General features: G+C 74.0%; 19 protein-coding genes. 9 read left to right on the top strand and 10 right to left on the bottom strand.

The annotated features are described in order from the left end of the window. The first annotated feature begins 100 nt into the window (after nt 1–100). Both ACQPY4_RS20735 and ACQPY4_RS20730 read left to right on the top strand, forming a co-directional pair. Nucleotides 101–1,045 (top strand): ATP-binding cassette domain-containing protein, encoded by a 945-nt coding sequence (locus ACQPY4_RS20735; RefSeq protein ID WP_433322990.1) that lies wholly within the window; start codon nt 101–103, stop codon nt 1,043–1,045. Beyond that, entirely contained in the window at nt 1,045–1,881 is an 837-nt protein-coding gene (locus tag ACQPY4_RS20730) for an ABC transporter permease (RefSeq protein ID WP_433322988.1), read from the top strand. Before ACQPY4_RS20735 ends, ACQPY4_RS20730 begins: the two co-directional genes overlap by 1 nt. A gap of 46 nt (nt 1,882–1,927) precedes the next feature. Here ACQPY4_RS20730 and ACQPY4_RS20725 read toward each other — a convergent pair whose 3' ends face one another. Both ACQPY4_RS20725 and rsgA read right to left on the bottom strand, forming a co-directional pair. After that, nucleotides 1,928–2,431 (bottom strand): GNAT family N-acetyltransferase, encoded by a 504-nt coding sequence (locus ACQPY4_RS20725; protein WP_433322986.1) that lies wholly within the window; start codon nt 2,429–2,431, stop codon nt 1,928–1,930. 8 nt (nt 2,432–2,439) lie between these two features. Next, nucleotides 2,440–3,492, bottom strand: a complete 1,053-nt coding sequence (gene rsgA, locus ACQPY4_RS20720) for a ribosome small subunit-dependent GTPase A (RefSeq protein ID WP_433322984.1) — start codon at nt 3,490–3,492, stop codon at nt 2,440–2,442. A gap of 196 nt (nt 3,493–3,688) precedes the next feature. Between rsgA and ACQPY4_RS20715 the strand changes: the two genes are divergently transcribed. Continuing rightward, nucleotides 3,689–4,666 (top strand): hypothetical protein, encoded by a 978-nt coding sequence (locus ACQPY4_RS20715; protein WP_433322982.1) that lies wholly within the window; start codon nt 3,689–3,691, stop codon nt 4,664–4,666. Nucleotides 4,667–4,743: 77 nt separating this feature from the next. Next, nucleotides 4,744–6,078, top strand: a complete 1,335-nt coding sequence (locus ACQPY4_RS20710; RefSeq protein WP_433322980.1) for a hypothetical protein — start codon at nt 4,744–4,746, stop codon at nt 6,076–6,078. Between the two features lie 4 nt (nt 6,079–6,082). Here the strand turns inward: ACQPY4_RS20710 and ACQPY4_RS20705 are convergent, their stop codons facing one another. Continuing rightward, nucleotides 6,083–6,847, bottom strand: a complete 765-nt coding sequence (locus ACQPY4_RS20705) for a class I SAM-dependent methyltransferase (RefSeq protein ID WP_433322978.1) — start codon at nt 6,845–6,847, stop codon at nt 6,083–6,085. Nucleotides 6,848–6,917: 70 nt separating this feature from the next. Between ACQPY4_RS20705 and ACQPY4_RS20700 the strand changes: the two genes are divergently transcribed. Both ACQPY4_RS20700 and sigJ read left to right on the top strand, forming a co-directional pair. After that, entirely contained in the window at nt 6,918–7,469 is a 552-nt protein-coding gene (locus ACQPY4_RS20700) for a winged helix-turn-helix transcriptional regulator (RefSeq protein WP_433322976.1), read from the top strand. 24 nt (nt 7,470–7,493) lie between these two features. After that, nucleotides 7,494–8,366: an RNA polymerase sigma factor SigJ gene (gene sigJ, locus ACQPY4_RS20695; protein WP_433322974.1), complete on the top strand. Its 873-nt coding sequence runs from the start codon at nt 7,494–7,496 to the stop codon at nt 8,364–8,366. A gap of 3 nt (nt 8,367–8,369) precedes the next feature. On the opposite strand, the gene ACQPY4_RS20690 is transcribed toward sigJ, so the two are convergent. The 3 genes from ACQPY4_RS20690 to ACQPY4_RS20680 form a co-directional block, all read right to left on the bottom strand. Next, the gene (locus tag ACQPY4_RS20690) at nt 8,370–8,993 is read right to left on the bottom strand and encodes an SAM-dependent methyltransferase (protein WP_433322972.1); all 624 of its coding nucleotides are present in this window, start codon (nt 8,991–8,993) and stop codon (nt 8,370–8,372) included. Then, entirely contained in the window at nt 8,990–9,970 is a 981-nt protein-coding gene (locus ACQPY4_RS20685) for an NAD(P)/FAD-dependent oxidoreductase (protein ID WP_433322970.1), read from the bottom strand. Before ACQPY4_RS20685 ends, ACQPY4_RS20690 begins: the two co-directional genes overlap by 4 nt. A gap of 78 nt (nt 9,971–10,048) precedes the next feature. Further along, nucleotides 10,049–10,657 carry a TetR/AcrR family transcriptional regulator gene (locus tag ACQPY4_RS20680; RefSeq protein WP_433322968.1) on the bottom strand — a complete coding sequence of 203 codons (609 nt, stop codon included), beginning with the start codon at nt 10,655–10,657 and terminating at the stop codon, nt 10,049–10,051. Between the two features lie 82 nt (nt 10,658–10,739). On the opposite strand from ACQPY4_RS20680, the gene ACQPY4_RS20675 reads away from it, so the two are divergent. Further along, the gene (locus ACQPY4_RS20675; protein ID WP_433322966.1) at nt 10,740–11,507 is read left to right on the top strand and encodes an SDR family oxidoreductase; all 768 of its coding nucleotides are present in this window, start codon (nt 10,740–10,742) and stop codon (nt 11,505–11,507) included. Here ACQPY4_RS20675 and ACQPY4_RS20670 read toward each other — a convergent pair. Together ACQPY4_RS20670 and ACQPY4_RS20665 are read right to left on the bottom strand one after the other, a co-directional pair. Further along, nucleotides 11,504–12,577 carry a TetR/AcrR family transcriptional regulator gene (locus ACQPY4_RS20670; protein ID WP_433322964.1) on the bottom strand — a complete coding sequence of 358 codons (1,074 nt, stop codon included), beginning with the start codon at nt 12,575–12,577 and terminating at the stop codon, nt 11,504–11,506. The genes ACQPY4_RS20675 and ACQPY4_RS20670 overlap by 4 nt on opposite strands. 44 nt (nt 12,578–12,621) lie before the next feature. Continuing rightward, nucleotides 12,622–13,584, bottom strand: a complete 963-nt coding sequence (locus ACQPY4_RS20665; RefSeq protein ID WP_433322962.1) for an ArsR family transcriptional regulator — start codon at nt 13,582–13,584, stop codon at nt 12,622–12,624. Between the two features lie 62 nt (nt 13,585–13,646). On the opposite strand from ACQPY4_RS20665, the gene ACQPY4_RS20660 reads away from it, so the two are divergent. Beyond that, nucleotides 13,647–14,870, top strand: a complete 1,224-nt coding sequence (locus tag ACQPY4_RS20660) for an MFS transporter (RefSeq protein ID WP_433322960.1) — start codon at nt 13,647–13,649, stop codon at nt 14,868–14,870. Here the strand turns inward: ACQPY4_RS20660 and ACQPY4_RS20655 are convergent. Beyond that, on the bottom strand, nt 14,846–15,829 hold the full coding sequence (locus tag ACQPY4_RS20655) for a GlxA family transcriptional regulator (protein WP_433322958.1): 984 nt from the start codon (nt 15,827–15,829) through the stop codon (nt 14,846–14,848). The genes ACQPY4_RS20660 and ACQPY4_RS20655 overlap by 25 nt on opposite strands. Before the next feature lie 83 nt (nt 15,830–15,912). Here ACQPY4_RS20655 and ACQPY4_RS20650 point away from each other — a divergent pair, with 83 nt between their 5' ends. Further along, nucleotides 15,913–16,764, top strand: a complete 852-nt coding sequence (locus ACQPY4_RS20650; protein WP_433322956.1) for an NAD(P)-dependent oxidoreductase — start codon at nt 15,913–15,915, stop codon at nt 16,762–16,764. On the opposite strand, the gene ACQPY4_RS20645 is transcribed toward ACQPY4_RS20650, so the two are convergent. Then, nucleotides 16,754–17,494, bottom strand: coding sequence for an SDR family NAD(P)-dependent oxidoreductase (locus tag ACQPY4_RS20645; RefSeq protein ID WP_433322954.1), 741 nt, complete (start codon nt 17,492–17,494; stop codon nt 16,754–16,756). The two genes, ACQPY4_RS20650 and ACQPY4_RS20645, sit on opposite strands and share 11 nt — an antisense overlap. Between the last annotated feature and the right edge of the window lie 22 nt (nt 17,495–17,516).

Below are 17,516 nucleotides of genomic sequence, written 5' to 3'. Positions count from 1 at the left end.
GTCTCACCCCCTCGGCCCGAGTATTTCAGTTGCGTACATCGTACCCAGTTGTTTACTCTCACGGTATTAGTTGCGTACGGCGTACCCAGTGGAGGGCATGATGAGTGATCCGATCGTCGTCGCGGAGGGCCTGCACAAGAGATTCGGCGACACCCACGCCCTGCGCGGGCTCGATCTGAGCGTCCCCGCGGGCTCGGTCTGCGGCGTCCTGGGTCCCAATGGCGCCGGTAAAACGACCATGGTCCGCGTCCTGGCGACCCTGGCCGACCCCGACGAGGGCGGCGCCCGCATCGCCGGTTTCGATGTCGTGCGCGAGGCCGACCAGGTCAGGGCCCGCATCGGCCTGGCGGGCCAGTACGCGGCGGTGGACGAGAAGCTGACGGGCCGGGGCAACCTGCGCATGTTCGGGCGGCTCTACCACCTGTCGCGGCGCGAGGCCCACCGCAGGGCCGACGAGCTGCTGGAGCGCTTCGGGCTGATGGAGGCGGCCGACCGGCAGGTCGGCGGCTATTCGGGCGGCATGCGCCGCCGCCTCGACCTGATCGCCAGCCTGATCCTGCGCCCCCTGGTGCTGTTCCTGGACGAGCCGACCACCGGCCTCGACCCGCGCAGCCGGGGCGAGATCTGGGACAGCATCCGCGAGCTGGTCGCCGACGGCACGACCGTCCTGCTGACCACCCAGTACCTGGACGAGGCCGACCGCCTGGCCGACGACATCGCGGTCGTCGACCACGGGCGGGTGATCGCCACCGGGACGCCCGACCAGCTCAAGGCCACCATCGGCGACCGGGTGGACGTGGTGCTGGAGCGGCCGGACGACGCCCGCGCGGCCGCGAGCGTGCTCGGCGGGCTGGCCGGGGCGGAAGCGCTGGTCACCGCCGCCGACCGGCTCAGCGTCCCGCTGCGCGGCGGGTCGCTGCGGCTGGCCGACGTGGTCCGCGAGCTCGACCGCGCCGGGATCGCCGCCGCCGATGTCGGCCTGCGCCGTCCCACCCTCGACGAGGTGTTCCTGCGCCTCACCGAACGACAGAAGGAGAGCGTCTGATGGCCGCCCCCACCTTTCCCGCCGTCCCGGCGACGCCGCTGGGCCGGTTGCGCTGGACCCTGGCCGACGGGCTGACGCTCGTCGGGCGGGAGCTGAGCCGCCTGCGGCAGGAGCCCGGCCAGCTGATCGCCGCGCTGATCTTCCCCGCGATCATGGTCGTGCTGTTCGGCTATGTCTTCGGCAGCGCGATCACCATCCCGGGCGGCGGCAACTATCGCGAGTACCTGATGCCGGGCCTGTTCGCGATGGTCACCTTCAGCTCACTGGCGGCGGTGACGATGGCGGTGGCCACCGACGCCTCGCGCGGGGTGATGGACCGTTTCCGCTCGATGCCGATGGCCCGTTCGGCGGTTCCGTTCGGGCACACCGGCGCCGACGTCCTCAGCGGCCTGCTCTCCCTGGGGATCATGGTCGGCGCCGGGCTGCTGGTCGGGTGGCGCGCGCACCGCGGGCTGATGCCCACCCTGGAGGCGTTCGCGCTGATCGTCCTGCTGCGCTACGCGCTGAGCTGGGCCGGCTGCTACCTGGGCATGGTGGTCAAGGACGACCGCACGGCCGACCAGCTGATGCCGCTGTTCCTGCCGTTCACCATGCTGTCCAACTCGTTCGTCCCGACGGGCGGGATGCCGGCGTGGCTGCGCTTCCTGGCGGACTGGAACCCCACCAGCGCGCTCACGGCGGCGTGCCGCCAGCTGTTCGGCAACCCGGGAGCGCCCAGCGGGGACGCCGCGTGGCCGATGGCGCATCCGGTGCAGGCGGTCCTGCTCTGGGCGCTGGTGCTGCTGGCGGTCTTCGTGCCGCTGACCGTGCGCACCTACCAGCGCAGGGGCCGGTGACGGCCCCGGCCGCCGCGTCCGCGCGACGCGGCGGCCGGGACCCGCGTCACACCCCGAAGGGCGCCGCGTAACGGACGGTGCCGCGCGGCACCGTCCCCCGGCGGTCGAGCACCATCGCCATCAGGGCCTCGTCGGGTACCTCGAAGGTCACCGAGATCCCCATCGCCGACGCCCGCTCGAAGCCGAACCTGGGGTAGTACTCGGGATGGCCGAGCACCACCACCAGCGTCTCGCCCCTGGCGCGGGCGGCGTCGAGGACGGCCCGCGTGACCGCCGCCCCCGCGCCCTGGCGCTGGTATTCCGGCAGCACCGCGACCGGCGCGAGCGCCAGCGCGTCGGCGCCGCCGACCTGGCAGCGGGTGATCAGGGCGTGGGCGGCGATGCCGCCGTCCGGCGCCTCGGCCACCCAGGACAGGCCCGGAATCCAGGCCGGGTCCTTGCGCAGGACGTCGACCAGGTCGGCCTCCTCGTGGGTGGGGAAGGCCGCCTCGACGACCTTGCGCACCTGGGCGGCGTCCCGGTCCCGCTCAGCTCTGGTCGTCCAGGTCATGGCGCGCCTCACTGCTTCTTCCCCTTGATCCGGTAGGCCTCGCGCTGCGCCTTGGTGACGGTCTTCCAGCGGTTGGTGCGCTCGGCCCGCAGGCGCGCGTCGGTGCGCGACGCGGCCCACTCGTTCTCCCTTTGCAGTTTGCGGTAGCTCTCCAGCCTCCGTTCGGGCAGGGTGCCCGCGTCGATGGCGGCCTGGACGGCGCAGCCCGGCTCGCTGTCGTGGCCGCAGTCGCCGAAGCGGCACCGCCCGGCGAGCTCCTCGATCTCGGCGAAGACCTGCTGGAGGCCCTCGGCGGCGTCGAACATGCCCACGCCCCGCAGCCCCGGGGTGTCGATGAGGACACCGCCGCCCGGCAGGGGCAGCAGCTCGCGCCGGACGGTGGTGTGCCGGCCCTTGCCGTCCTGTTCCCGGATCTCGCCGGTGGCCAGGATCTCGTCGCCGAGCAGCGCGTTGCCCAGCGTGGACTTGCCCGCCCCGGACTGGCCGACCAGGACGACCGTCCCGGTCAGGACCGAGGCCAGCGCGTCCATGCCGGTCCCGGCGGAGGCGCTGATCGTCACGATGTCGACGCCGGGCGCCGCCGTGGCGACCTGGGCCTCGGCCTCGGCCGGGTCGGCCGCGCGGTCGGCCTTGGTGAGCACGACCACGGGCCGCGCGCCGCTCTCCCAGGCCAGGGCGAGCAGCCGTTCGAGCCGTCCGAGGTCGGGTTCGGCCGACAGCGGGACGGTGATGGCGACGGTGTCGACGTTGGCCGCCAGCGCCTGGCCCCGGGACTCGCGCGAGGCCGAGGAGCGGACGATGGCGGTGCGGCGGGGGAGCAGCGCCACGACGGCGGGATGCTCCCCGGTGCGGACCGCGGCCCAGTCGCCCGTGCAGGGCGAGACCGCGGCGGTGTCGGCCCGCAGCGGGCCGCTCTCGGTGATCAGATCGCACCGGCCGCGGTCGACCACGGTGACCCGGCCCGGGACGAGCCCGGCGTCGCGGTGCGGGAGGAAATCGGTGGCGAAGCCCTCGTCCCAGCCGAACGGGACGAGCGCCGACATGCTGATGTCGGAAGACAATGGTTTGGAACCCTTGTGTGAAGGGGGCGCGGCGAAGCGTCAGCCGGCGACCCGGAAAGTGAGGATGACCTGGGTGCTGCGGACAGCAGCGACCGACATCACGGCCATGCACCTCACCTCCCTCTCGTTCCGCCGACGACAATACCACCCGTGCGGGGGAGGCGCCCGTGCTCATCCGCGGCCGACGATGGCGTCCATGATGATGATCTCGGGGGCGTCGCCGACCCGTGACCCGCGGCGGATGGCGCGCCTGGCCCTGGGCTGGGTGGCCCTTTACAGCGTGCTGAGGATCTACTGGAGCCTGGGCAACCAGCCCGAGGACCTCGGGCCCGTCCAGGACGATCTGGTGATCTTCACCGGGTGGGGCTCGGTGGCCCTGTGCGCGGCGGCGATGGTGTTCCTGACCGTGCTGCTGACCACCCGCGCGACGGGGGCCGCGCGGCGAGGTCTCCTCTTGGGCGCCTGGACGGTGTGCGCGGCCCTGGCCGCCGCGGCGGCCCTTCTGCTGCTGGACGTGATCGGCGGGATCCTGCCCGGCCTGGGCCTGGAGTTCTCCGGGATGGGCGCGATGAGCCGAGCGGGCTGCGCGGGCGCCTCCGCCCTGGTGGGCCTGACGACCCTGGCCTACCAGCGCGGGACGCGCGCCGGATGCGCCGAGTGCGGCGGCCGCGAACGGCTGGGCTCCGTGCCCGCCTGGGCCTTCTGGGCCGCCTACCTCTCGATGGCCGGGTGCCTGGCACGGCTCGGGGCGCAGCTGAGCGTGGGCATGGACAACATGCCCTACGAGTACAACGCGTCCATGGTCGTGTTCGACGTCGGGTTCGTCCTCGCCGGGACCGTGCTCCCGCTGGCGCTCGTCCACTCCTACGGCAGGGTCTGGCCGCGCTGGGTCCCGAGACTGGCCGGACGGGCCGTGCCCCGGCGCCTGGTGCTGTGGCCCGCCGCCGCGATCTCGTCCGGTCTGGTCGTCTACTTCGGCCTCATGCTGGTCCAGATGGTCTACGAGCGCCTCAACGGCCGTAACCCGTTCCCGCCGGAACCGGGCCTCGACCTGCCCGAGCTGTTCTTCTGGGTCGCCGTGCCCGCGTATCTGCTGTGGGGCGCGGGAATGGCCGCCGCCGCGCTCGCCTACGCCCGCCGCACCCGCTCCGAATGCGGTGCCTGCGGGCGGTGACTCCCGGCGGGAGGGAAGTTTTCGGTAAACGGCGGTTATGGTGATTTGAGGACAAGGATCGGTTATGGGGGCGTGGCGTGGAGGAGCAGGGCGAGGAGAACCGCGCGGTGGTACCGCGCGAGCGTGACGCCGGACGTCCCCGTCCCGTGGTCCAGATCGACCGGGCGGCGGCCGCCCGCATCGAGGAGATCTGGAGCGAGCTGGCTCCGGGCGCGGCCGTCGCGGCGCGCGTGGCGGGCACCGTGACCGAGCCGGTCCGCCAGGCCGCCAGTGAGGCCACCGCCCGCGCCGCGACGCGGATCGTCGAGCAGGTCGCCCGGACCCCGGCCATGGGGATCATCGAGCAGGCCGCCCGCGACGCCGCCGTGAAGGTCGCCACCTCGGCGGCCGAGCGGGCCGTCGCCGAGGCGCGCGCCGCCGCCGAGTCCAACGCCGTCACCGGCACCGCGCTGGAGGTCACCACCACCGCCGTCGCGATCGCCGGGCAGGCCGCCTCGCATCCGATGGCGCTCGCCGCGCGCCGCCTGGCCGCCCGCAGCCCCTTCGCCCGCGTCGCCACCGCCACCGCGTTGGACGTGGCGAACCGCACCGTCACGGCCCCGGTCGTCCAGGCCGCCACCAAGGTGGTCGTCGACGGCGCGCTGGACGCCGTCGCGGACGTGGCCGTCGAGGTGGCCCTGGACGTGGGCCGCGACATCGTGGTGGACGTCATCCGGCAGACGGCGCTGGAGACCGCCCGCGAGGTGGCCGGGGCCGTCCGTGACCGTGCCAGGGACGCCGCCGCGCTGACCCCGGTGACGGCCGCCGCCGCCGACGCGGCCACCCAGGCGGCGGGCAGCGACGTCGCCCACGCCGTCGGCGACATGCTCAACGCGTTCGCGGGCAGCGCCGTCGCCCGCACGGCCGGGCGCCTGGCCACCCGCGCCGCCGCGCTGGCGATCGAGGCGGTCATCGCCGAGCTGATGCGCGAGGCGCTGCGGATCGCGATGAAGGAGGCCCTGCGCGACCTGATGCGCGAGGTGGCCCGCGATGTCGTGGTCGACGTCATGAAGACCACCTGGGTCGCCGCGACCCGCCCGCCCGAGCCCCAGCGGGGCCGGGACGCCGGGGGCTCGCTCGGCGACATGTTCGCCCGCGCGGCCAAGGCCACCGCGACCATGGTGGTGACCAACCCAGCCACCGGGACGGTCGTGGGTTCGGCCACCGGGGTCGCCGTGCGGGTCACCGCCAGGACCGCGCCCCGGGTCGTGCCCAAGGTCGCCGCCAGCACGCTGCGCAACGCCTCGCGCTACCGCGTGGGCACCCGCCGCAACCGGCGGGCGGACGGCGCGCCGCCCGCGGTGATCGAGACCGCGGTGGCGCAGGCGGCGACGGCCGCCCGGAGCGCGCCGCGCGCCGACCGGGCGTCCTGAGCGCTCAGTCGCGGCGGGCGTGGCCGAGGTAGGTGACGATCGGGCGTTCCTCGGGGGCCAGGACGAAGCGCACCCTTGCGGGGAGTTCCTCGTCGGTGATCCGGCCCTTGCGGCGGGCCAGGGTGGCTTTCACCAGGTCGCCGCCGCTCGCGGGCTTGAAGGGCGTGACGTCCCGGTTGCGTAGGCCGTGCGCGGCCAGCGCGGCGGTGACCTCCTCCGGGGTGCGCAGGCGGTCGGCCGAGTAGCGGCCGCGGGGCATGATGCGGGTCATCGGCAGAGCCTGGAAGGCGCCGAGGTAGATGAGCCGCGAGACGGGCGTGCGGTTGACGGTGTCGTAGAACAGCGTCCCGCCGGGCCGCAGCAGGCGGGCCGCGTGCCCGAGCACGGCGTCGAGGTCGGGGGTGATCTCGAAGGTGTCGGCGCAGTAGACGAGGTCGAACGCGGCGTCCGGCAGGCCCGGGTCCTCGGCCGGAGCCGTGCGGTACTCGACGCCACGGTCGCCGTCGGCCTCGCGGGCCATCGCCGTCGCCTCGGGGGACGGGTCCAGCGCGACCACGTCCATGCCGAGGTCGGCCAGGCCCCGGGCGAGCAGTCCGCGTCCGGCCCCGATCACCAGGGCGGTGCGCCGTCCGGCGGGCGGGGCGAGCCGTTCCAGCGTCGCCGCGACGTACTCCAGCCGGACGGCCTGGAAGGTGACCGCCCTGATCTGGCGGCCGTCCACGGCGCCGGGCGTGCGCGAGTCCAGCTCGATGATCGGTGTGCCGGTCATGCGTCCCCCTTTGAGTTCCTTCAGGGAACCTAGTTTAGTACCCTCAGGGAACCCAAGTAGGATCGGGGTCATGACCAGGACCCCGCTCGCCGATGTCGCCTGCTCGATCGCCCGCGCCACCGACCTGTTCGGCGACGCGTGGACGGCCCTGATCATGCGGGACGTGCTGGTCGGCGTGACGCGCTTCGACGACATCGCCCACGACCTCGGCATCTCCCGCAAGGTGCTGGCGGCGCGCCTGGCCCGCCTGGTCGAGGAGGGCGTCCTGGTCCGCGAGCGCTACCGCGAGCGCCCGCCCCGCGAGCACTACCGCGCCACCGACAAGGGCAAGGAGCTGTACCCGGTGCTGCTGGCGCTGATGAGCTGGGGCGAGCGCTGGTACGGCGACGACGCGGGCGCGTTCGTGCGCGTCCGCCACCTCGACTGCGGCCACGACGCCGCCCCCGTGACCGCCTGCTCGCACTGCGGCGGGCCGCTCACCTCCGACAACACCGTCCAGCTCCCCGGCCCGGCCGGGCGCGTGGCGCCCGGCACCCTCGTGCTCGGGCCGCTGATCGCCGCGCGGGAGGATGGGGACGCCGGGGCCGTCACACCGGACGGGCGCGATCCGTCAATGCGGTGACGGCGTGAACGAGGGAGCGGACCGATGGGCGACGACGAACACCTGGCGGAGCGGTTCGAGGCGCATCGCGCGCACCTGCGGGCGGTGGCCTACCGGATGCTGGGGTCCCTGGCCGAGGCCGACGACGCCGTCCAGGAGACCTGGCTGCGGCTCAGCCGCAGCGACACCGACCGGGTCGACAACCTGGGCGGCTGGCTGACCACGGTGGCCGGGCGGGTGTGCCTGGACATGCTGCGCTCGCGCCGCTCGCGGCGCGAGGAGCCCGCCGCCGAGCACATGCCGGACCCGATCATCAGCCACCAGGACGGCATCGACCCCGAGCAGCAGGCCATGGTGGCCGACTCGGTCGGCCTGGCGATGCTGGTGGTGCTGGAGACCCTGGCCCCGGCCGAGCGGCTGGCGTTCGTCCTGCACGACATGTTCGGCCTGCCGTTCGAGGACATCGCCCCCATCGTCGGCCGGAACCCGGCCGCCGCGCGGCAGCTGGCCAGCCGCGCGCGGCGGCGGGTGCGCGGCCAGGCTCCGGTGCCCGACGCCGATCTGGGCCGCCAGCGCCAGGTCGTGGACGCCTTCCTGGCCGCCGCGCGCGAGGGCGACTTCGACGCGCTGCTGGAACTGCTGGACCCCGACGTGCTGTCGCGCTCGGACGCCGGCGGCCCGATGACCGTGATCCGCGGGGCCGCCAAGGTGGCCACCGGCGCCGTGACCTTCGCGCGGCTGGCCGAGGCGGCGCTGCCCGCGCTGGTGAACGGGTCCGCCGGGGTCGTCTCGATCCGCGACGGACGACCGTTCTCGGTGCTGTGCTTCACCGTCGTCGAGGGGAGGATCGTCCAGATCGACGCCCTGGCCGACCCGGCGCGGCTGGCCGGGCTCGATCTGACCGTCCTCTCCGGTTGAACGTCAGTCGTCCAGCCGCCTGATCTTCAGCGTGCCGTCGGTGCGGGAGGCGGGCTGCCCGTCGGGGCCGGTCATCGCCTCCCGGTGGGTCTGGCTCACCTCCAGCTTCCAGTGCGAGGCGGGCAGGCCGAGCCCGTCGAAGACCTCCTGGGGCTCGGGCAGGACCAGGTCGGCGTCCGGGGCCCAGGAGGGCGGCCCGGCATGGCCGATGATCAGCAGGACGCCGCCGGGCGCCACGGCCGCCGCGGCGTCGCGCAGCACCCGCTCGCGCGGGAAGTCGATATCGGCCGGGGCGTGCAGGAACTGGGCGCAGACCAGGTCGTAGGTCCCTTCGGGGAACGACTCGGCCAGGTCGTGGCGCCGCCACTGGATCCGGTCGGCCACGCCCTCCTCGACCGCGTGCGCGGCGGCGCGGTCCAGGGCGACCTGGGAGATGTCCACGGCGGTGACCCGCCAGCCCCGGTGCGCCAGCCAGACGGCGTCACCGCCCTCGCCCGACCCCAGGTCCAGGGCGGTGCCCGGCTCCAGGTCGCCGACCTGGCGGACCAGCGCGGCGTTGGGCTTCCCGCTCCACAGCCGGTCGGCGGCGCCGTACTTCTCGTCCCAGAAACGCTCGGCGTCGTTCATCGGGTCTCCTTCTTCGTGCGGGCGACCGCCATGCGGGCCTCCTCGTCGATGATGTCGTTGTTGATCGCCGCGGCGGCGCGGGACCCGCCGTCGGCGGCGCCGACGACCTGCGCCATCAGGTCCGTGACGTTGCCCGCCACCCAGACTCCGGGGACGTCGGTGGCCCCGCCCGGACCGGCCGGGATGTGGCGGCCCATGACGTGCCCGCCCATCTCCACGTCGGCGGCCCGCAGGCCCAGCGCGCGCAGGAACCCGGCGCGGGCGGTGAACAGCGGCGCCGCGGCGACCACGCGGCAGGGGATCACCCGGCCGTCGGCCAGGGCCAGGCCGCCGATCCGGTCGCCGGTGATCCGCACCTCGGTGACCTTGCCCTCGACGACGGTCACGTCCCGGGCGGCGAGACGTTCGAGGTCCTCGGCGCCGGGCGCCGGGTCGGTGTGGGTGAACAGGGTCACCTGGTCGCTCCACTGCCGCCACAGCAGCGCCTTGCGGGCGGCCAGCGGTCCGGTGGCCAGCACGGCGATCGGCTCGTCGCGGACCTCGTAGCCGTGGCAGTAGGGGCAGTGGATCACGTCGCGGCCCCACCGCTCGGCCAGGCCGGGAATGTCGGGCAGCTCGTCGGTCAGCCCGGTGGTCACCAGCAGGCGGCCCGCCTCGGCGTGCCGCCCGTCGTCCAGGACGACGCGGAAGCCCCCGCCGGGCAGCGCCTCGGCCGTGACGACGTCGCCGTCGATGACCTGGCCCCCGTAGCGGGCCACCTCGGCGCGCCCTCGGGCCAGCAGTTCCGCCGGAGGCGTGCCGTCGTGGCCCAGGTAGCCGTGGATCTGGGCAGCGGGCGCGTTGCGCGGGCGGCCGCCGTCGACCACCAGCACCGACCGGCGCGCGCGTCCCAGCGTGAGCGCGCCGCTCAGCCCGGCGGCGCCCCCGCCGACGACCACGACGTCGTACCTGTTCGTGCTCGGGTTTCGTTCGCTCATTCGCGGTGCCTCCCTCTCGACGACGAGAGTGCACCGGCCGGGCGGAAAACGACAAACCTTGTTGCCGGAACGGCAAAATCAGGGCCAGACGGTCAGGGCCAGCTCGGCGACCCGGGCCAGCTCGGCGGCCGTGGCCCCGTCCCGCGACCGCTGTGACATGCCCTGGATGACGGTGCCGTAGTAGCCGGCCAGGGCGTCGGTGTCGGCGTCGGGAGGCAGTTCGCCGTCCCGCTGGGCCTGGCTCAGGCGCTCGCGCATGGTCGCGAGGTTGGACTCGCGGATCTCGCGCAGGAAGGCGGCGACGGCGGAGTCCTGCGCGGTGACGTTGGCGCCCGCGCTGATGATCAGGCAGCCCGGCGGGTGGGACGGGTCGCAGTAGTTCGCCGCGGCCTCGCGCAGAATGCGGGAGAAGGCGTCCCGCGCGGTCGGCTCCTCGGTCAGGGCCGCGGGGATGAACGTCCCGGCCGGGGTGCTTCCGTACGCCCGCACCGCCTCCTTGAACAGCGTCTCCTTGTCGCCGAAGGCGGCGTAGAGGCTGCCGGGCCTGATGCCCATCGCCTCGGTCAGCTCGCCGATCGAGGTGGTCTCGTAGCCGCGCTCCCAGAACAGCAGCACGGCCGCGGCCAGCGCCGTCTCGCGGTCGAACCCCCGAGGACGCCCTCGCGTCGCTCCCGCCTTGCCGCTCATGGCGCCCATTCTAGAACACTCACTCAAGAATGTGTGCTAGCGTCTTTCTTGAACGATCACTCAAGAAAGAAGGGGTACGGTCATGCGGGCTCTGGAGGGCAAGGTCGCGCTGGTCACGGGCGCGAGCCGGGGGATCGGGCGGGCCATCGCCGAGCGGCTGGGACGCGACGGCGCCGTCGTCGCGGTCGCCTACGCCCGGGAGGACGCGGCGGCGAACCAGGTCGTGAAGGCCATCCGCGAGGATGGCGGCCGGGCCTTCGCGATCAGGGCGCCCCTGGGCGCGCACGGCGACGCGGTCGCGTTGTGGGCGGCCTTCGACGAGGGCGTCCGGGAGTTCGCGCCGGACGGCGGCGTCGACATCATCGTCAACAACGCGGGCATCGGGTCCAGCTCCGACCTCGCCTCGATCAGCGAGACCGAGTTCGACACGGTCTTCGCGGTGAACGTGCGGGCGCCGTTCTTCATCGTCCAGCAGGGGCTGGAGCGGCTGCGCGACGGTGGACGCGTGATCAACATCTCCAGCGGGCTCTCGCGCATCGCGATGCCCGAGAAGATGGCCTACGGCTCCACCAAGGGCGCGCTGGACACCTTCACCCTCAACCTGGCCAAGGAGCTCGGCCCGCGCGGGATCACGGTCAACTCGGTGGCCCCCGGCATCATCGACACCGACGTCAACGCCGACTGGCTGCGCGGCGACGACGAGGCGCTGGCCTGGGCCGCGTCGGTGTCGGCGCTGGGGCGGGTCGGCCGGACCGACGACATCTCCGGCGTCGTGGCGTTCCTGGCCACCGACGACGCCCGCTGGGTCACGGGCCGCACCGTGGACGCGACCGGCGGCTCGGCGCTCTAGGGCGTGTTCGCGGCGGACGCGGCGGCGTGGCACGCCCCGCGTCCCTCGGCCCGGGCGACGATCCGGCCCGCCTCGACCCGGACGGCGGCCTCGGTGGCGTCGCCCACGGCGGGCACGCCCGCGGCCCGCGCCAGGTCCCCGCCCTCGTCGTGCACCACCTGGAGCCGGGACAGCGCCGAGGCGGGGAACGCCTCGCGCAGGCACCCGGACAGCTCGGCGACGGCCAGCCGCGCCAGCGGGCCGAGCTCGCCCGGGTCGCCGCTCACCAGCGCGACGGTCACGGTGTCGGAGGGTGCGGCGGCGCGCACCGCCTCCTCGGCGGCCTCCAGCCGGTGCAGCCCCAGGACCGCCACGACGCCGTCCGCCGCGAGCCGCGCGGGACGGGCGAGCACCGCGTCCCGGGCCCGGGGCGGCAGCCACGGCTCGTCCGCCGGGCGTGCGGGGGAGGCATAGATCAGATGCGGCGGCGGCCAGCCCCCGCCCAGGTCGAGCCCGGCCAGGCGGTCGCAGACGGCGACGACGTCGAACGGCTCCACGAACCCGGGGGCGGCGGCCGCCATCTGGCTCACACCCTGCAACGTGGTGAGCACGGCCTCGGCCTCGCGGACCCGGCGCCGGGCCGAGGCGGCGAGCGTCTCCATCGCGAGCGCGAGCAGGATCGCCTCAAGCCGCATGAGCTGCGCGAACGGCACCCTGGTCCGCTCGTCGGCGACGATCTCGGGCATCAGGTCGCGTGCCAGCCGGGCGGCGCCGTCGCCGTCCTCCACGGCGAGCGGGAGCCGTCCGACCCAGACGCGGGCCAGCGCGCCGAACGCCTCCGGGACGCTCAGCGCCGGCTCGGCGTCCGGGGGTGCGGTGCGGCGCTCGGCCCCGTCGGCCAGGACGGCGAAGTACAGCGCCCGCTTGCCCGGGAAGTTGGAGTAGACCGCGCCTCGGGTCAGGCCCGCGCGTTCGGCGATGGCGTCGATCTTGGCCTCGCGGAAGCCCCGCTCGCCGAACTCGGCCCGCGCGGCCTCCAGGATCTGGGCGCGGTTGTGCTCCTGGTGTTCCGCCCTCGTGAGCCGGGCCATGGCCCCCTGCCATCGAACTCAGATGATAAGACCATATGTTCTTATCATGTATCGGTGGCGCGGACGAGGGCGTCGCCGGCCGCCGTCCGGTAGTACAGGACCGCGCGTCCGGCCCGGCGGCGGGTGACGAGCCCGGCGTCCAGCAGCACCTTCAGATGGCGGCCCACCGAGCCGAGGCCCTGCCCGGTCAGCGCCACCAGCTGCGAGGTGCTCTTGGGGGCGTCGAGCCGGACGAGCACGCCCGCGCGCGCCGGCCCGATGAGGCGGCCCAGGCCACCGGGGACCGCCGGGCCCAGGGCCAGCGTCCCCGAGCACTGGTAGACCACGGCGTGGCGGCCCTCGTCGTCCCAGGAGATCCAGCGCTTGGCGGGGGTGACGGGCACGAGCAGCAGCAGGGCGCCGCTGAGCTCGCGGGGCGGGTAGTCGTGCGCGTTGACCTGGAGCCGGTTCTCGCCCAGCCATCGCATCCCGGGATGAATATCGTCCAGGGCCGCGGCCCAGCCGCCCTGGCCGAGCTGCCGCGTCCGCGCGACGATGTCGGCCTCCAGGACGCGCCGCCGCGTCGGCCAGGACGGCAGCACGGTCTCGCGCCAGACCCATTCCAGCAGCCCGGCCATCCGCTCGCCCAGGTCGGTGCGCCGCAGCGCCGCCGGCGGCGGCCCGCCCAGCGTCGCCTCCAGGTCGGCTTGAACGAGGTCCGGTGCCGCCTCCCTGACCGGGACGACCTCCTCTTCGAACGTCGGCGTGCCCTCACCGGTCGGGGTGGGCGTGACGAAGTCGGCGTTCCACGTCCGTGACCGGACCGAGCGCAGGAGCAGCGCGGTGATCGGGTCGTCGGCCAGCAGGGCGCGGAAGGCGGGCAGGTGGGCGTTCAGCCACGCGCGCTCGGCCGGATGCCCGGCCGCCGGCTTGTTCAGCGCGAACAGGCAGGACGTGGTCTCGGCCAGCGGCGAGACGACGAACCGGCAGCGCGCGAGCGTGTCGGCGTTGATCTCCCACAGCCCCATGAGGTTTCGCCTCCCCGCGAAACATTACCGTTCCGATCTTGCGTCGCCCGAGACTTCGCGACATGCGCACCTATCGCGAGCTTTTCCGCACGCCTGAGTTCGCTCCCCTGTTCACCACCATGTCCGCCCAGGTCGCCGCCATGACCGTCAGCGGCCTGGCGCTGGCCACCCTCGTCTACGACGCCACGTCCTCGCCGCTGCTGGCCGCGCTCAGCATGTTCGGCGCCTCGTTCGCGCAGGTGCTCGGTGCGGTGGCGCTGCTATCGGCCGCCGACCGGCTGCCGCCGCGCGCCACGCTGTCGGGCCTGGCCCTGTTCTTCGGCCTGGCCACCGCCGCCCTCGCCCTGCCCGGCCTGCCGGTGTGGGCGATCTTCGTGATCATCATGGCCGTGGGCGTGGGGGCCTCGCTGGGCGGCGGGGTCAGGCTCGGGCTGCTCAACGAGATCCTGCCGCCCGGCGGCTATGTGCTCGGCCGGTCCGTGCTGAACATGTCGGTCGGCCTCCAGCAGATCTGCGGTTTCGCCGTCGGGGGCGTGCTGGTGTCGCTCTTTTCCGCGCGCGGGACGCTCCTGGTGGGCGCCGGGCTCTACCTGGGCGCGGCGCTGGTCGCCCGGTTCGGGCTCTCGGCCCGGCCGCCCCGGGCGGCCGGACGGCCGTCGATCGGCGAGACCTGGCGGACCAACGGGATCCTGTGGTCCTCCAAGCCTCGCCGGCACATCTTCCTAGCCCTGTGGATCCCCAACGGCCTGATCGTCGGCTGCGAGGCGCTGTTCGTCCCGTACGATCCCGCGCACGCGGGCCTGCTCTTCGCCTTCGCCGCGTTCGGCATGCTGATCGGGGACACGCTGGTCGGGCGCTTCGTCCCGCACGAGTGGCGTCCCCGCCTGGGCGCCCCGCTCCGGCTCCTGCTGGCGGCTCCCTACCTGGTGCTCTTCGTCCAGCCGCCGCTGACGGTCACCCTGGCCGCCGTCACGCTCGCCTCGGTCGGCTTCGCCGCCAGCCTCCTGCTCCAGGAGCGCCTGGTGGCGCTCACTCCGGACCAGATCAGCGGCCAGGCCTTCGGCCTGCAAGGGGCGGGGATGCTGACGATGCAGGGCGTCGGCGCCGCCCTGGCGGGCGCCGTCGCCCAGGCGACCACGCCCGCCACGGCGATGGCCGTGATGGCCATGGCGTCGGTGGGGATCACCCTCTACCTGGCGCCGCACCTGCGCGCCGAGGAGGAGGACGCCACCGCGCCCGCCCCCGCCCCGGTGGTGACCGATCAGCGGGGGAAGGCGCGGCGGTAGTCGCCGGGGGAGACGCCCACGTGCTTGAGGAAGTGGTGGCGCAGGTTGTTGGCGGTGCCCAGGCCGCTGAGCTCGCCGACCTTCTCGATGGGCAGGCCGGTGGACTCCAGGAGGGCCTGGGCCCGCGCGAGCCGCTGGTTGAGCAGCCACTGGAGCGGCGTGGTGCCGGTCGCCGCGTGCAGCCGCCGGTAGAACGTGCGGGCGCTCATCGAGGCCCGGCGGGCCAGGTCGTCCACCGTGAGCGGGCGGTCGAGGTTGGCGCGGGCCCACTGCAGGACGGGCGCCAGACCGTCGTCGTCGGCGGCGGGCACCGACAGGTCGACGAACTGGGCCTGCCCGCCGGGTCGGTGGGCCGGGACGACCATGCGCCGGGCGAGCTGGTTGGCCACGTGGGCGCCGAGGTCGCGGCGGACCAGGTGCAGGCACAGGTCCAGCCCCGCGGTCAGCCCGGCGCTGGTGAGCACGTCGCCCTCGTCGACGTACAGGACCGAGTCGTCGACCTCGACGCGGGGGTAGCGCTCGGCGAGCTGGGCGGTGTGCATCCAGTGCGCGGTGGCGCGGCGCCCGTCGAGCAGGCCCGCCTCGGCCAGCGCGAACGCGCCGGTGCACAGCGACACCATGCGGGCCCCGGCCTCGTGGGCCCGCCGCAGCGCCTTGACCAGGCCCGCCGGCATCGGCAGGCCCTCCTCGACGCACGGGTCGGGCACCGAGGGGACGATCACGGTGTCGGCGCCGACGACGTCGTCGAGCCCGTACTGGGAGCGCAGCGCGAGGCCGAACGGCCCGGGTGCGTTGGCGGGGCCCTCGCTGGTTCCGCACAGCCGCAGGTCGTACCAGGGGTCGGCCAGATCGGGCTGCGGCTTGCCGAACACCGTGCAGGGGATGCTCATCTCGTACAGGTCCCAGGACGGGAGGTCGATGTCCTCGGTCACGACCACGGCGACGGTGCCCACGCTCATGCCGTGATCGTATGGCAGGAATTTGGTGGTGGCCGTCACCACTGTCACTGTCGGGACGACCGGCGCGCTGCGAACTTTGGATCATGAATGCTGAGAGCGTCACCGTCATCGGCCTGGGCCAGATGGGCTCGGCCCTGGCCGCCGCCCTGATCGACCGAGGCCACCCCGTCACCGTCTGGAACCGTTCGCCCGCCAAGGCCAAGGCCCTGGTCGAGCGCGGCGCCACCCTGGCCGCCACGCCCGAGGAGGCGATGGCCGCCACCGCGCTGACCCTGGCGTGCGTGCTGGACTACACCGCGCTGCGCTCCTCGCTGACCCCCGTCGCGGGCAAGACCCTGATCAATTTGACGTCGGGTTCGCCGGAGCAGGCCCACGAGTTCCAGGAGTGGGCGCACGCGCACGGCGCCCGCTACCTGGACGGCGCGATCATGACCACGCCGCCGGGTGTCGGCAACCCCGACCTGATGTTCCTCTACAGCGGCGAGGAGCAGGTCTTCCAGGCGCACCGCGCGACGCTGGCGGCGCTGGGCGACCCGATCCTGCTGGGCGCCGACCCGGGGCTGGCCTCGCTGTACGACACCGCGCTGCTGGGCCTGATGTGGGCCACGATGACCGGCTGGCTGCACGGCACGGCGGTGGTCACCGCCGACGGGCCCAAGGCCACCGAGTTCACCCCGATCGCCAACCGCTGGCTGACGACCGTGGCCACGTTCATGAGCGCCTACGCGGCGCAGGTGGACGAGGGCCGCTACCCGGGGGACGACGCCACCGTTGACGTCCAGATCGCCACGATCGACCATCTGATCCACGCGGCGGACAGGCGCGGCGTCGCCAACGCGCTGCCGGAGCTGATGAAGCGGGCCATGGTCGAGGCCAGGGCCGCCGGTCACGGCTCCGACAGCTACGCCAGCGTGATCGAGGTGCTCAGGCGTTGACGCCGCCGTCCACGGTGATCGAGGTGCCGGTGATGTAACCCGCGCCCTCGCCGGCGAGGAAGGCCACGGTCGCGGCCACCTCGTCGGCGGTGGCGTACCGGCCGAGCGCCGTCAGCGCGATCTCGTGCTCGGCGCCCTCGCCGTCGGCCGGGTTCATGTCGGTGTCGGTGGAGCCCGGGTGGACGAGGTTGACGGTGATCCCCCGTGGCCCCAGGTCGCGCGCCAGGCCCTGGGTGAAGCCGATCAGCGCCGACTTGCTCATCGAGTACAGGGTGATCCCCGGGGAGGGGACGCGCAGGGCCAGGTTGCTGCCGATGCTGATGATCCGCGAGCCCGGGCCCATGTGCCGCAGCGCGGTCTGGGTGGCGACGAACACCGCGCGGGCGTGGATCGCCATCGTGGCGTCGAAGTCGGTCAGCTTGACCTCCTCGAACGGGCCGTAGGGGAAGACCCCGGCGTTGTTGACCAGGATGTCCAGCCGGCCCAGCTCGGCGGCGGCCCGCTCGACGGCGGCGGCCACCGCGTCGGCGTCGGTGTTGTCGGCGGCGATCGCCACACCGCGCCGCCCGAGGGCCTGGACCTCCTTGACGACGGCGTCGGCCCGGTCGGGCGAGCTCACGTAGGTCAGGGCGACGTCGGCCCCGTCCTGGGCGAGCCGCCTGGCGGTCGCCGCGCCGATTCCCCGGCTTCCTCCGGTGATGAGGGCCACCTTGCCCGCGAGTTCAGACACATCAGCTCCGTTTCGGTTCGGC

The sequence above is a fragment of the Spirillospora sp. CA-294931 genome, assembly GCF_050946795.1.
Taxonomy (GTDB): domain Bacteria; phylum Actinomycetota; class Actinomycetes; order Streptosporangiales; family Streptosporangiaceae; genus Spirillospora.
The sequence above is the reverse complement of the archived record's forward strand: the minus strand, read 5'-3'. Positions and strand labels throughout refer to the sequence as shown.

Bases quoted from the DNA above. Each gene is read 5' to 3' on its own strand.
- ACQPY4_RS20735 (WP_433322990.1), top strand. From the start codon at position 101: ATGAGTGATCCGATCGTCGTCGCGGAGGGCCTGCACAAGAGATTCGGC.
- ACQPY4_RS20730 (WP_433322988.1), top strand. From the start codon at position 1,045: ATGGCCGCCCCCACCTTTCCCGCCGTCCCGGCGACGCCGCTGGGCCGG.
- ACQPY4_RS20725 (WP_433322986.1), bottom strand. From the start codon at position 2,431: ATGACCTGGACGACCAGAGCTGAGCGGGACCGGGACGCCGCCCAGGTG.
- ACQPY4_RS20715 (WP_433322982.1), top strand. From the start codon at position 3,689: ATGATGATGATCTCGGGGGCGTCGCCGACCCGTGACCCGCGGCGGATG.
- ACQPY4_RS20705 (WP_433322978.1), bottom strand. From the start codon at position 6,847: ATGACCGGCACACCGATCATCGAGCTGGACTCGCGCACGCCCGGCGCC.
- ACQPY4_RS20700 (WP_433322976.1), top strand. From the start codon at position 6,918: ATGACCAGGACCCCGCTCGCCGATGTCGCCTGCTCGATCGCCCGCGCC.
- sigJ (WP_433322974.1), top strand. From the start codon at position 7,494: ATGGGCGACGACGAACACCTGGCGGAGCGGTTCGAGGCGCATCGCGCG.
- ACQPY4_RS20690 (WP_433322972.1), bottom strand. From the start codon at position 8,993: ATGAACGACGCCGAGCGTTTCTGGGACGAGAAGTACGGCGCCGCCGAC.
- ACQPY4_RS20685 (WP_433322970.1), bottom strand. From the start codon at position 9,970: ATGAGCGAACGAAACCCGAGCACGAACAGGTACGACGTCGTGGTCGTC.
- ACQPY4_RS20680 (WP_433322968.1), bottom strand. From the start codon at position 10,657: ATGAGCGGCAAGGCGGGAGCGACGCGAGGGCGTCCTCGGGGGTTCGAC.
- ACQPY4_RS20675 (WP_433322966.1), top strand. From the start codon at position 10,740: ATGCGGGCTCTGGAGGGCAAGGTCGCGCTGGTCACGGGCGCGAGCCGG.
- ACQPY4_RS20670 (WP_433322964.1), bottom strand. From the start codon at position 12,577: ATGGCCCGGCTCACGAGGGCGGAACACCAGGAGCACAACCGCGCCCAG.
- ACQPY4_RS20665 (WP_433322962.1), bottom strand. From the start codon at position 13,584: ATGGGGCTGTGGGAGATCAACGCCGACACGCTCGCGCGCTGCCGGTTC.
- ACQPY4_RS20660 (WP_433322960.1), top strand. From the start codon at position 13,647: ATGCGCACCTATCGCGAGCTTTTCCGCACGCCTGAGTTCGCTCCCCTG.
- ACQPY4_RS20655 (WP_433322958.1), bottom strand. From the start codon at position 15,829: ATGAGCGTGGGCACCGTCGCCGTGGTCGTGACCGAGGACATCGACCTC.
- ACQPY4_RS20650 (WP_433322956.1), top strand. From the start codon at position 15,913: ATGAATGCTGAGAGCGTCACCGTCATCGGCCTGGGCCAGATGGGCTCG.